This window comes from Gordonia sp. B8661-1 (assembly GCF_059427765.1).
This window is the reverse complement of the sequence record NZ_JCAHRL010000008.1, coordinates 155,662-167,982: the sequence shown is the minus strand read 5'-3', so window position 1 is coordinate 167,982 and position 12,321 is coordinate 155,662. Positions and strand designations below refer to the sequence as shown.

Below are 12,321 nucleotides of genomic sequence, written 5' to 3'. Positions count from 1 at the left end.
CTCGACCTCGCCGCACGGTCGAGGTGCTACCCAGGTCCTTCCGACACCGGCACCTCGACTGTCATCTCAGCCGACGGGAAAGACGAAGCACGCTCCCCCACGAATGAACGACGGGAACTGCACGCCGGTGGCGACACGCACCGTCCGGGTCTTCGTCACGCCGTCGAGCGTGGCCGAGAGTGTCTGGCGGCCGGTGGTGACAGGGCGCCAGGTCGCCGTGACCCGCGTCGTTGACGGCTTCGCGTCGTGAAGCGTCGTGGTACGCCCGTTCGCCGTGGCGGTGATCCGCAGATTCGACCGCGCCGAGGCGGGGTCGTTCACGATGATCGACAACCGATACGCGCATCCCGCACCGTAGACGTTGTAATTGGACGAACCATCGGTCGAGCCGTATCCGGCGGGCGTGTCGACGGCAATGCCCGCCACGGCCCCCTGTGCGGGCGCGGCAAGGCCGGCACCCGCCATTCCGATGGCAGTCAAAGTTGCCGCCGCACAGAAGGATCGCCGTACGATCCGATGTTCGACAGACTTCATGTCACGCTCCTTGGCCGATGACTCACACGCACGAACAGGTACTCCCGTGCACGCTAGCAACCACCGGCGACGTCTCGCGGCATTTTGAATACATCCGCAATCAGATTGGCGAACGGGTCAGCGCGCACCCTTCCACTCCGCGATCCGCGCATAGGCCTGATCGAACCACGGCTCCTTCGCCGCGACATATCGATCACGATCCCCATCCGAGGCCGCCAGCGCGGCCTCTTTGATCTCGGCATACTCGCGCCGCGCATCCTCGTCGGCCCTGAGCCAGTCCCGGAAATCGACGGCGAAACGCCCTCCCGGCGAATCCTGCGCGCGCACATGAACATTCACCGCACGTCCCGGATCGGCCGAACCGTGCAGCCTCTTGCCCCAGCGCCCCGCATCCACCGAGCCGGTGGCCGGGTCGGGTTTCGGGTTGTCGCCGTCGACTCCCGGCACCCGCGGAAACCCGCCGTCGGCGAGGACGTCGGCGAGAGCATCGGCGGTGTCCATGTCGGCGACGGTGATCTGCACGTCGATCGTCGGCTTGGCGATCAGCCCCGGCACCGCGGTCGAACCGATGTGGTCGATCGTGGACGCCTTGTCCCCCACGATCGCCCAGAGGCGGCTCACCACGCGACTACCAGCGGCCGCCCAGTCGGGATCCGCCGCCACCAGGGTCAACTCACCCTCGACAACACGGCGTTCGCGGATATTGCGTTCGTAGGGCACGAGACGCTCGTCCCACAGCGCTGCGGCCGCTGCGGCCAGTTCGTCGGGCGTGCCGGTGTTGTCGAGCCAGACGTCGGCCACGGCTCGCCGCTGATCGTCGGTCGCCTGGGCGGCGATGCGGGCGCGAGCGTCCTCCTCCGGCATGCCACGCGACGTGGTCAACCGCTCGACCCGCAACTCCTCATCGACGTACACGATCACGACGAGGTGGAAAAACGGCGCCATATTTCCCTCGACGAGCAGCGGGATATCCTGCACCACAATGGCATCCGCCGGCGCAGCCTCCAGCATCTCCTGTGTTCGCGCTCCGACCAGAGGATGCGTGATCCCGTTCAGTTTCTGTCGCTGCTCATCGTCGACGAAGGCCTTCGCCGCCAGCGCGGGCCGATCCAGACTGCCGTCGGCGGCCAGGATGTCGTCACCAAAGGCCTCGACGAGCTTCGCCAGCCCCTCCGTCCCCGGTTCCACCACCTCGCGGGCGATCTTGTCGGCGTCGATGTGATAGCCACCGCGCTCGATGAAGGTGGTGGCCACCGTCGATTTGCCGGCCCCGATGCCGCCGGACAGTCCCAGTCTGATCACGCCATCCAGTCTCGCAAATGCGACGGCCCGGCACCCGCCGACCCGCTTCTTCGCCGCTCACCCGGTCGGGTGATCGTCGCCGAAACGGGTCGGCACGTGTGGTCAGCCGGTGACGCCGGTCAGTTCGATCGTCTCCTTCGGAAGGTCCGCACTCCGGACGGTCTTTCCGTTCGTCAGATCGACGGCGACGATCTTCTTCGCCCCCGGATCGGTCACATAGGCCACGTCGTCCTGCACGTGGACATTCGGCATCGCCGACTGCCATTCGTCGGGCTCCGTCCACGCCCCGATGGCCGGGATCACGCGGATGGGCGCGGCCGTGGCCGGGTCGTACACATGAAGTGCACCGTCGGTGCCGAGAATGACCGCCTCACCGTTCGGTCCCCGCTCGATGGAGCGGAAGCTGTAGCTCGCCGGGAACGGAACGACGCGCAGGGCGCCGGTACGAGTGTCGGTGAGCGTGAAACGGTTGGGCCGCTCGAGTTCCGCATCCTTGTCGGTCTTGTAGTCGCCGAGCACGAACGGCGAGGAGTCGGCGCCCGCCTGGTTGCCGATCCGGCCGTACGCATCCGGACTCTTCACCTTCTGAATGGTGTTGCCGCGCACGACCAGAATGCCGTCCTGGCATCCGAAGGTCAGAGCACCGCCCTGCGCGGCGGCTTCCCCGTGCACGCCCGGGCAGTCGTCGTTCGAGGCGATCTCCCGACGTTCGCCGTCCAGGATGGCGATGCCGGTCCGGGCGTCCTCGGTGCCACGCGTCACCACGACGCTGCCGTCGGCGCGCGTGACCGCCACACCGTGATGCGCGGTGTCGACCTTGAAGCCCTTGGCCGCCGCCGGGCCCCGGGTCAGTTCTGCCGGGTCGATGACGTCGACCTGGCCGGTCCCGTCACTGAACAGGGTGATCCGGTCGTCGTGCGGCACGACGTGCCCCGGCTCCTCCCCACCGAAACGGATGTCGGTCAGCTGCGGAGCGCCGGTGTAGTAGTGCTTGTGGTCGCCGTGGGGCTTGGACCACGTGCCCATGTCGAGAACCCGGAAACCCTCGCTCTCCGAGACGAATACGTGACGGCCGTCATCGGCGGAGTTCAGACGGATGAAGCCATCGGCGGGCAGTTCGGCCACCTGGTCGAGGGTCTTCGCGTCCAGAACGAGGATGCCGCCGTCGTAGCTGAGCGCCAGTCGCGGTGTCGCGCCGCCCTGTTCGGTGGCGCTCGCCGTCGCACTGGAGGAGGCGGCGGTATCGGTCGAGTCGCCACTGCCGCATGCCGTGAGCAGGCCCATGCCGCAGGCGATCAGCAGGCTCGCCGTCCGTGTCAGGTATGTCGATTGTCGATTCACGTCGGACAGCCAACCAGTTAATGAAAATTATTGTCAACAGACTATGGGTTCGGACTCACTCGCCGTAGCCGCGCTCGGCCACCAGATCCTGCACCCCCGCGATGAGTCGCGACATCGCGAAATCGAAGGACGATCCCGGATCCGAAGGCGCACCGTAGAATTCGCCGACCGCGGTGCCGACTCGTCCGGCCAGCGGGAAATCCTCGCCCGCCATGACCGATTCGAGTTCCGGCCCGGCGATCTCCCACCATTGCGCATCGGTCAACCCGCTGCGCGCGACGACACCGCCGACGTCCCGGGCGGCCCGCGCCGCCCCTGCCGCGATCGAGGAGATCGCTCCGATTAGGTGGTCGCGCTCGAGGTCGGTGAACGGGTAGCGCTCCAGCACCTCGAGTTGCCGTTCATAACGTCGGAGTCGGTGCGGCCCGAGCACATCCCGCCACATCGGTACGTCGAGCAGCCACGGATGGCGTCGGTACTCATCGAGCACAGCGTGGCCGATGACCGTCAGCGCCGCCGGCAACTCACCCATCGGGCCGAACGGCTGATCGTCCGCCGCCACCGCATCCACCATGAGGCCGAGGAGGACGTCCCGGCTCGGCACATACGTGTACAAACTCATCGGGCCGAGCCCCAGGTCCGCGGCGAGGGCACGAATGGAGAGTGCGTCCAGTCCAACGTCGTCAGCACGGCTGATCGCAGCGGCGACCACCTGATCCACCGTCAGGCGCTTGGTCGGTCCACGCCGTGCCGGAGCGGGCTCGTCGCCGGTGCGCCAGAGCAACCGGATCAGCTGCCGAACGTCGTCCACCACCCGCCGCCTCCCTTTCCCGTACACTGTACGAAGCACCTACTCCATACAGTGTACGACAAGGAGTCGATCTGTCTCTCCAAGCCACCTACCTGCCCGACCTCCATCTCTTCGCACTCTGGTCGCCGGGCGACGTCACCGATGAGCCGATGCCGTCCACGACTCCGGCGGTGACACTCGCCGTGCCACACCGAGGGGTAATGGCCGCGCATCAGGTGCCGTGTCGCCTCGTGGACACCGATCAACTTCGGTCGCCGGACACCGGCGACGACGAGACCGGCAGGTCTCTGCAGACGTGGCGGGACATCATCTCCGGCGCCGAGGCCCTCGAACTGCCGGCGGCCGCCCACGCCGAGACGGACCCGACGAGAACCGCCGTCACCTCCTCCGCCTACGCACTCGACGCATTCCGGCGCACCACGCGCATGTCCCGGGAGCTCACCGGGGTCATCGACGCCGATCTTCGCCCCTACCAGGAGCGGGGCGTCGCCTGGCTCGAGGAAACCGTCGATCGCGCGGGCGGCGCACTGCTGGCCGACGAGATGGGGCTCGGCAAGACCCTTCAGGCCATCGGTCTCCTGGTTCGCCGTGCGGACCGAGGACCGCAGCTCATCGTCTGTCCGAAGAGCCTGATCCACAACTGGATTCGCGAGATCCGACGGTTCGCACCGGGGCTGACCGCCCACGACGCGCGCGGTCTCCGACAGTCCTTGGGCGCGGGTGACGTCATCGTGGTGTCGTATCCGCAGGTCCGCACCGGGGTCGCGGCCGGAATGTCCTGGGCCACCGCCGTTTTCGACGAGGCTCAGAGCCTGAAGAATCCGCGCACACAGGTGTCACGCGCCGCCCGGGACCTCACCGCCGACGCACGCGTCGCATTGACCGGCACTCCCGTTGAGAACGACCTCGACGAACTGTGGTCCATCCTGCGCGTGGTGGTACCCGGACACTTCCCGCACCGCGCGGTGTTCCGTCGGCGTTTCACGCGTGCCGTCGCGGACGGTGACCGCGGTGCCATCGATCGACTGCGCGTCGCCGTCGCACCCGTCATGTTGGCCCGCAGCAAAAGCCATGTGGCATCGGCACTTCCACCGAAGATCGACAACCCGGTGCTCTGCGATCTCACCGACGAACAGGCCGACGTCTACGACGCCGCGCTCCGTGAGGCCGAAGACGACGGTTTCGGCTCCGGGTTCGAACGGCACGGCCGCGTGCTCGCCGTCCTCACCACGCTCAAGCAGGTGTGCAACCACCCGGGGCTGGTCACCGGCGATCTTCGCGCACTCGAGAATCGGTCCGGCAAACTGGATGTCCTGACCGAGTTGATCGAGACCAATCTGGCCACCGACTCCCCCACGCTGATCTTCACCCAGTACCGGCACACCGGAGAGCTGCTGCAGCGGCACCTCCGCGACACCTTTGATCTGGGTGTCGACTTCTACCACGGCGGTCTGTCGGATGCGGACCGATCCCGGATGATCGACGAATTCCAGAGCGGCGCAACGCCTCCCCTGATGATCCTGAGTCTCAAGGCCGGTGGTGTCGGCCTCAACCTGACGCGCGCGTGCGACGTCGTGCACTACGACCGCTGGTGGAATCCCGCCGTCGAATCACAGGCCTCCGACCGCGTCCACCGCATCGGACAGGAACGGCCCGTCACCATCACCACTCTCACCACCGCGACCACCCTGGAGGAACACATCGCGACCATGCATCAGCGCAAGGCCGCGCTCGGCACCCACGCCACCGACACCTCTGTCATCGCCGACCTGGCGCGGCTCGACGACGACCGGCTCCTCGACATCCTGCGCCGATCCCGGGAGGCACGATGACAGCCCTGCCCGAATACGGTTACACCCGATGGGGTGCCGACATCGTCCGCATCGCCGAGCCCTTGTCGACCAGCACACCGAATCAGGCTGCGCCCCTGGCACGCCGCCTGACGCGCCACGGCTCCGTCACACTCACCATGGAGGGCAGGCTGGTCAAGGCTCTGGTTCATCGAGCGGGGTCCGCATCCGTGGCACACCTGGAGTTCGCGCCGATGGCCCCGGCCACCGCCGATACCCTCCGCGAGATGCTGTCCGCCGGATCCCCCGACGACGACATGCACAGGCGCGCCACGGATGCCGGGCAGCGCCCCGGCCCCGTACTCGACAACTGTGATTGCTCCTGCAAGGCACGCAGCGCGCTCTGTGTGCACGTCCTCGCGGCGCTCTATGCAGTGGCCGCGGCCGTCGACCAGGACCCCGCAATCGCCCTGTCGCTCCAGGACTTCGGCGCTCAGCACCCGGGCACCGGCCCGCCCCCACGATGGGTACCTCTCAGCTCGGTGGACGCGGCGACGTTCTACGGCTGACGACGAGAGGCAACGGATCTCGATACGCCGCCTCGCTGCGCTCGGAGGCTACTCGATCAGCGGATTAGGCGAACAGCGGATTTGGCGCCGGTCGAACAGCGGATTTGGCGCCGGTCGAGTAGCGCCGGACGAAGTCCGCCGCATATCGAGACCATCCCGCACAAACGACGGTGGCCCCTCCCGATACGGGAGGGGCCACCGTCGTCGTTCAGGTGCTCAGCGAGCGATCAGGCGTTGCCCGACAGCTTCTCGCGGAGTGCGGCGAGCTGCTCGTCGCTGGCCAGCGAACCGCCGGCCGACGAACCGCTGCTGCTGCTGGAGCTGCTCGACGACGATCCACCGCGGGCTGCGCCCTCGGATGCCGACGAGTAATCCGACGGGGCGTTGGCGGCCTCGGCGGCGGCAGCGGCGAACTTCTCCATCTGCGCGGTGTGCATCTTGTGGCGACGCTCGGCCTCGGCGTAGCGGCCTTCCCACTCCTTCTGCTGCTTCTCGAAGCCTTCGAGCCATTCGTTGGTCTCGGCGTCGAAGCCCTCGGGGAAGATGTAGTTGCCCTGCTCGTCGTAGCTGTCCGCCATGCCGTACTTCGAGGGGTCGAACTCCTCGGTGTAGTCCTCGTTGGCCTGCTTGAGGCTCAGCGAGATCCGGCGACGCTCCAGGTCGATGTCGATGACCTTGACCATCGCGTCGTCACCGACGGCGACAACCTGATCGGGCACCTCGACGTGGCGCTCGGCCAGCTCGGAGATGTGGACCAGACCCTCGATGCCCTCGTCGACGCGGACGAACGCACCGAACGGCACCAGCTTGGTGACCTTGCCCGGCACGATCTGGCCGATGGCGTGGGTGCGGGCGAACTGACGCCACGGATCTTCCTGGGTGGCCTTGAGCGACAGCGAAACACGCTCGCGGTCCAGATCGACGTCGAGAACCTCGACGGTGACCTCGTCGCCCACCGCGACAACCTCGGACGGATGATCGATGTGCTTCCAGGACAGCTCGGAAACGTGCACCAGGCCGTCGACACCGCCGAGATCGACGAAGGCGCCGAAGTTGACGATCGAGGACACGACGCCCTTGCGGACCTGGCCCTTCTGCAGCTGGTGCAGGAACTCGCTGCGGACCTCGGACTGGGTCTGCTCGAGCCATGCGCGGCGCGACAGGACCACGTTGTTGCGGTTCTTGTCGAGCTCGATGATCTTGGCCTCGATCTCCTTGCCGATGTACGGCTGCAGATCGCGGACGCGGCGCATCTCCACGAGCGATGCCGGCAGGAAGCCACGCAGGCCGATGTCCAGGATCAGGCCGCCCTTGACGACCTCGATGACGGTGCCCTTGACGGCCTCGTCCTTCTCCTTGAGCTCCTCGATGGTGCCCCAGGCGCGCTCGTACTGAGCCCGCTTCTTGGACAGGATCAGGCGGCCTTCCTTGTCCTCCTTGGTGAGGACCAGGGCTTCGACCTCGTCGCCGACGTTGACGACCTCATTGGGGTCGACGTCGTGCTTGATCGACAGCTCGCGGGACGGGATGACGCCTTCGGTCTTGTAACCGATGTCGAGCAGAACCTCGTCGCGGTCGACCTTGACGATCGTCCCTTCCACGATGTCGCCATCGTTGAAGTACTTGATCGTGGAGTCGATGGCGGCGAGAAAGTCCTCGGCCGAGCCGATGTCATTGACGGCTACTTGCGGCGAGGAAATGGTGGGGGACGACATATGGTGAGGTGCTCCGGACAGGTTCGTAGTAGGTACAGTTCGTGTGGATCGGCGCAAACCCCCAGCTGACCGGCGGCATGCGCAGAAGCGCGCAGTAGAGCACACGCGCGTGAGCAAGCGTACTCCAGGCGCGTTGTCCTGGGCAAACCCGGATGGATGAGGGCTCGTGGCGCATTCGATCGAATTGTTGCTCGACGACGCGGGTGATCGCGCGATCCGCGCCCGGTGGGCGGCCCTCGGCGACGCCGGCCTGCCGACTCAGGGGCGGATCGATGCTCCGACGAATCGACCGCACGTGACGCTCGTTGCGGCACCGGCCCTGTCGGTCGGCGCCGCCGAACTCTCCCCCGTGGTTCATCGCCTGCCCATCAGTGCCGTGCTCGGCGCACCGGTCCTGTTCGGCTCCGGTGCCCGGTACACCCTGGCTCGTCTCGTGATCCCGTCGACGGAACTGCTGGCATGCCAGGCGACACTGACGACCATCGACATCTCCGGGGAATCGACCTGGTTCCCGCATTGCCGTCCGGGCCGGTGGACTCCGCACGTCACCCTCGCCCGACGTCTCGATCCGACTCTCGTCGACCGCGCACTCGCGGTCCTGGACTCGTTTCCGCCGGAGGATGTCGTGGCGGCTTTCGACGCGGTGCGGATCTGGAACGGCGACGATCACACCGAACAGGTGATCCGCGCTCCTATCATCGAGCCGTGACCACGAACGACGAACCGGCGACCGGCTCGGCGCGCCCTCCCCGCGTGCTGGGGTCGGTCGACTCGGCGGCCAGCGAACACGCGAGCCGCGCCTGGTGGGATTCGGATGCCGGCGCGTATCACGCCGAACACGGCGAGTTCCTCGGCACCTTCCGGGAGGGCGGCGACTTCGTCTGGTGCCCCGAAGGTCTGCGCGAAGAGGATGCCGGACTCCTCGGCGACATCGACGGGCGCACGGTCCTGGAGATCGGCTGCGGGTCCGCCCCGTGTGCCCGCTGGCTCACCGGCCGGGGCGCGCACGCCGTCGGCATCGACCTGTCGCGCCGCATGCTGGCTGTCGGTGTGGAGACGATGCGCACCGATGCGCGCGCGACCCCGTTGGTGCAGGCGAACGCCGAAGCACTCCCCTTCGCCGACGAGTCCTTCGACGCCGCGTGCTCGGCCTTCGGCGCGATCCCGTTCGTCGCCGACTCGGCCCGTGTCATGGCGGAGGTCGCCCGCGTCCTCCGGCCCGGCGGGACATGGGTTTTCGCCATCAATCATCCGATGCGCTGGATGTTCCTCGACGATCCCGGGCCACGGGGGCTGACCGTCACCATCCCGTACTTCGACCGCACGCCCTATACCGAGGCCGACGACGACGGGACGATCACCTACGTCGAGCATCACCGGACGATCGGCGACCGAGTCCGCGAAATCCGTGCGGCGGGTCTCGATCTCGACGACATCATCGAACCCGAATGGCCCGAGGGCTTCGACCGCGTATGGGGACAGTGGAGCCCGCTGCGCGGACAGTACTTCCCGGGCACCGCGATCTTCTGCTGCCGCAAGCCGGGGTGACCGGTACTCCGCAGTATACGAGCGCGACGAGTCGACGTATCGAGACCTGTTGCGTCACAGCAGTTTCGAGAGGAATCCCTGCGTCCGCTCGTGCTGCGGATTGCTCAGCACCTCGCGCGGGTCGCCCTGCTCGACGACCACCCCGCCGTCCATGAAGACCAGCTGATCGGCGACCTCACGGGCGAAACCCATCTCGTGGGTGACGACGAGCATCGTCATCCCGCTGCTCGCGAGTTCCCGCATCACGCCGAGCACCTCACCGACCAGCTCCGGGTCAAGCGCCGATGTCGGCTCGTCGAAGAGCATGAGCTTCGGGTCCATGGCCAGCGCCCGCGCGATCGCGACGCGCTGCTGCTGGCCGCCGGACAACTGGGCCGGATAGGTGTCGGCCTTGTCGGCCAGACCAACTCGGTCGAGGAGTTCGCGGCCACGCGCGACCGCGGCGTCCCGGCTCTGCTTCTTCACCTGGATCGGTGCCTCGATGACGTTCTCCAGTGCGGTGCGATGCGGGAAGAGATTGAAATGCTGGAACACCATCCCGATGTCCCGCCGCTGACGCGACGCGTCCTTCGGACTCATCTCGTACAGCTTGCCGCCCCGCTCGCGGTAACCGATGAGGTCGCCGTCGACGTAGAGGCGACCCGCGTTGACCTTCTCGAGGTGATTCACGCACCGGAGGAAGGTCGACTTGCCGGAGCCGGACGGCCCGATCAGACACAGCACCTCGCCGCGCGGCACCTCCAGCGAGATGCCTTTGAGCACCTCGAGGGAACCGAAGTTCTTGCACACGCGGTCGGCCTTGACCATCAACGGTCCCGCACCGTTTGCGTCCGGGTTCTCGATCGGATCGCTCACGCCACACCTCCCGCCGGCGGCGCCGCCTTGCCCTGCGCGTCGGCGAGGGCCTTCAACTGCCGTGCCGTCATCTGGCGGCTCGCCCCCTTGGAGTAGTAACGCTCGAGGTAATACTGGCCCACCATCAGCACGCTGGTGATCACCAGATACCAGGTGGACGCGACCATCAGCAGCGGGATCGGCTGGAAGTTCACGCCCGAGATGTCACGGGCTCGGCCGTAGAGCTCCAGACTGAACGGCACCGCCGCCACCAGGCTGGTGGTCTTGAGCATGCTGATCAGTTCGTTGCCGGTCGGCGGGATGATCACCCGCATGGCCTGCGGCAGCACGGTGCGGCGCATCGTCTGCGACCAGGACATGCCCAGTGCCACCGATGCCTCGGTCTGGCCTTCGCCCACCGACGAGACACCGGCGCGGACGATCTCGGCCATGTACGCCGCCTCGTTGAGGCCCAGGCCGATCACCGCGAACAGGAATGCGGCATTGAGCGACTGGATGTCGAAATGCGCGAACTGCACGGTGAACGGGATGCCGAGGTCGATCTTCTTGTAGATGGACGGGAACAGTCCCCAGAACACCAACTGCACGTAGACCGGCGTACCGCGGAAGATCCACAGATAGCCCCATGACGTGTAGCGGAGCACCGGATTCGGCGACAGCCGCATCACCGCGAGGATCACGCCGAGGACGATGGCGATCAGCATCGCCAGGACCGTCAGCGCCAGCGTGTACCCGACCCCGGACAGGATGCGGGTGTCGAACAGGTACTTGGCGTAGGTGTCCCACCGGTACGCCTCATTGGTGGCGGCACCCCACACGAAGAGCGCCAGGATGATGAGTACGACGGCCGCCGCGATCCATTGACCGGGGTGGCGCAGCGGGATCGCCTTGATCGGGGCGGGTCCGTCCTGCCGGTGATCGTCACTCACGATGTCAGCTGGTCGCACCGTTGATCACGGCGTTGGGAATCGTGCCCTGCGCGACGCCCCAGTGTTCTGCGATGGCCTTGTACTGACCGTTGTCGATGAGGTGCTGAACCGCCTGCCGCAGCGCCTCGGCGAGCGGGGAACCCTTCTGCACCGGGTAGCCGTACGGCGCGGAGTCGAAGACGCCGCCTGCCGGCTCGAGCTTGCCGCCCGAACGCTTGATCGCGTAGGCCGTCACCGGCGAATCCGCCGACATGGCATCGACTTTGCCGACGATCAGCGCATTGACGGCCTCGTCCTGGCTGTCGAACTTCATCTTCTCGATGGCCGGTTTGCCCGCCGCCTCGCACGCCTTGCTCTTCGCGGGCACCTCATCGGTGTCCTCGACGGTGGTCGCCTGCACGGCCACCCGCTTGCCGCAGGCGTTGTTCGGGTCGATCGATTCGCCGGTGCGCTGCGCCCACTGGACACCCGCGCTGTAATACGTGACGAAGTCGACCTGCTTCTCGCGTTCCTTGCTGTCGGTGAACGACGACATGCCGACGTTGTAGGTGCCCTGCTGGATGGCCGGGATGATCTTGTCGAAGTCGGCTTCCTTGTACTCCGGCTGCAGCCCCAGCACCTGGCCGATGGCATTCATCAGGTCGACGTCGAAACCGATGATCTTGCCGTCCTTGTCCTTGAACTCATTCGGCTGATACGGCACGTTGACGCCGACGATCAGCTTTCCCGAGTCGCGGATCGGCGCGGGCACCAGCCCGGCGATCTCGGACACCTTGGCGACTTCGACCGTGGTCGGGCTGATATCGGTGACGCCGGCTTCGGTGTCCTCGTTGGAGCAGCCCGACAACGCGAGCGCGGACACCGCGGCGAGTGCGGTGATCGCAGCACCGATCCGGGACGGTCGCAGTAAGCGCATGACAACCTCAT

12 protein-coding genes are annotated in these 12,321 nt (G+C 66.8%); 4 read left to right on the top strand and 8 right to left on the bottom strand.

Going from position 1 to position 12,321, the window contains the following annotated elements; translation table 11 throughout:
• Positions 1 to 66: 66 nt before the first annotated feature.
• The 4 genes from AC4JJG_RS16990 to AC4JJG_RS16975 all read right to left on the bottom strand — a co-directional run bounded on the left by AC4JJG_RS16990 (position 67) and on the right by AC4JJG_RS16975 (position 3,991).
• Complete coding sequence (locus AC4JJG_RS16990; RefSeq protein ID WP_495400424.1) at positions 67 to 534, bottom strand: hypothetical protein; 468 nt, start codon at positions 532 to 534, stop codon at positions 67 to 69.
• A 117-nt stretch (positions 535 to 651) separates the two neighbouring features.
• Positions 652 to 1,836 (bottom strand): dephospho-CoA kinase, encoded by a 1,185-nt coding sequence (coaE, locus tag AC4JJG_RS16985; RefSeq protein WP_495400423.1) that lies wholly within the window; start codon positions 1,834 to 1,836, stop codon positions 652 to 654.
• A gap of 102 nt (positions 1,837 to 1,938) precedes the next feature.
• Positions 1,939 to 3,120, bottom strand: coding sequence for a zinc metallochaperone AztD (gene aztD, locus AC4JJG_RS16980; RefSeq protein WP_495400523.1), 1,182 nt, complete (start codon positions 3,118 to 3,120; stop codon positions 1,939 to 1,941).
• Positions 3,121 to 3,232: 112 nt separating this feature from the next.
• Positions 3,233 to 3,991 carry a TetR/AcrR family transcriptional regulator gene (locus tag AC4JJG_RS16975; protein WP_495400422.1) on the bottom strand — a complete coding sequence of 253 codons (759 nt, stop codon included), beginning with the start codon at positions 3,989 to 3,991 and terminating at the stop codon, positions 3,233 to 3,235.
• 146 nt (positions 3,992 to 4,137) lie between these two features.
• Between AC4JJG_RS16975 and AC4JJG_RS16970 the strand changes: the two genes are divergently transcribed.
• Together AC4JJG_RS16970 and AC4JJG_RS16965 are read left to right on the top strand one after the other, a co-directional pair.
• Positions 4,138 to 5,820 carry a DEAD/DEAH box helicase gene (locus AC4JJG_RS16970; RefSeq protein WP_495400421.1) on the top strand — a complete coding sequence of 561 codons (1,683 nt, stop codon included), beginning with the start codon at positions 4,138 to 4,140 and terminating at the stop codon, positions 5,818 to 5,820.
• Entirely contained in the window at positions 5,817 to 6,347 is a 531-nt protein-coding gene (locus AC4JJG_RS16965; RefSeq protein WP_495400420.1) for an SWIM zinc finger family protein, read from the top strand. Before AC4JJG_RS16970 ends, AC4JJG_RS16965 begins: the two co-directional genes overlap by 4 nt.
• A gap of 227 nt (positions 6,348 to 6,574) precedes the next feature.
• On the opposite strand, the gene rpsA is transcribed toward AC4JJG_RS16965, so the two are convergent.
• A complete protein-coding gene (gene rpsA / locus AC4JJG_RS16960; protein WP_495400419.1) occupies positions 6,575 to 8,062 on the bottom strand; it encodes a 30S ribosomal protein S1 in 1,488 nt (495 codons plus the stop codon).
• A gap of 166 nt (positions 8,063 to 8,228) precedes the next feature.
• On the opposite strand from rpsA, the gene AC4JJG_RS16955 reads away from it, so the two are divergent.
• Together AC4JJG_RS16955 and AC4JJG_RS16950 are read left to right on the top strand one after the other, a co-directional pair.
• Positions 8,229 to 8,771: a 2'-5' RNA ligase family protein gene (locus AC4JJG_RS16955; protein ID WP_495400418.1), complete on the top strand. Its 543-nt coding sequence runs from the start codon at positions 8,229 to 8,231 to the stop codon at positions 8,769 to 8,771.
• Positions 8,768 to 9,610 (top strand): class I SAM-dependent methyltransferase, encoded by an 843-nt coding sequence (locus AC4JJG_RS16950; RefSeq protein ID WP_495400417.1) that lies wholly within the window; start codon positions 8,768 to 8,770, stop codon positions 9,608 to 9,610. Before AC4JJG_RS16955 ends, AC4JJG_RS16950 begins: the two co-directional genes overlap by 4 nt.
• A 54-nt stretch (positions 9,611 to 9,664) precedes the next feature.
• On the opposite strand, the gene AC4JJG_RS16945 is transcribed toward AC4JJG_RS16950, so the two are convergent.
• The 3 genes from AC4JJG_RS16945 to AC4JJG_RS16935 are packed head-to-tail and all read right to left on the bottom strand — an operon-like array spanning position 9,665 to position 12,310.
• Positions 9,665 to 10,417, bottom strand: coding sequence for an amino acid ABC transporter ATP-binding protein (locus AC4JJG_RS16945; RefSeq protein WP_495400522.1), 753 nt, complete (start codon positions 10,415 to 10,417; stop codon positions 9,665 to 9,667).
• A gap of 44 nt (positions 10,418 to 10,461) precedes the next feature.
• The gene (locus tag AC4JJG_RS16940; protein WP_495400416.1) at positions 10,462 to 11,394 is read right to left on the bottom strand and encodes an amino acid ABC transporter permease; all 933 of its coding nucleotides are present in this window, start codon (positions 11,392 to 11,394) and stop codon (positions 10,462 to 10,464) included.
• A gap of 4 nt (positions 11,395 to 11,398) precedes the next feature.
• The gene (locus AC4JJG_RS16935) at positions 11,399 to 12,310 is read right to left on the bottom strand and encodes an ABC transporter substrate-binding protein (protein ID WP_495400415.1); all 912 of its coding nucleotides are present in this window, start codon (positions 12,308 to 12,310) and stop codon (positions 11,399 to 11,401) included.
• Positions 12,311 to 12,321: the final 11 nt, after the last annotated feature.

Coding starts and splice junctions, on each gene's coding strand:
- AC4JJG_RS16990 (WP_495400424.1), bottom strand. CDS start 534: ATGAAGTCTGTCGAACATCGGATCGTACGGCGATCCTTCTGTGCGGCG.
- aztD (WP_495400523.1), bottom strand. CDS start 3,120: ATGGGCCTGCTCACGGCATGCGGCAGTGGCGACTCGACCGATACCGCC.
- AC4JJG_RS16970 (WP_495400421.1), top strand. CDS start 4,138: ATGCCGTCCACGACTCCGGCGGTGACACTCGCCGTGCCACACCGAGGG.
- AC4JJG_RS16965 (WP_495400420.1), top strand. CDS start 5,817: ATGACAGCCCTGCCCGAATACGGTTACACCCGATGGGGTGCCGACATC.
- rpsA (WP_495400419.1), bottom strand. CDS start 8,062: ATGTCGTCCCCCACCATTTCCTCGCCGCAAGTAGCCGTCAATGACATC.
- AC4JJG_RS16945 (WP_495400522.1), bottom strand. CDS start 10,417: ATGGTCAAGGCCGACCGCGTGTGCAAGAACTTCGGTTCCCTCGAGGTG.
- AC4JJG_RS16935 (WP_495400415.1), bottom strand. CDS start 12,310: ATGCGCTTACTGCGACCGTCCCGGATCGGTGCTGCGATCACCGCACTC.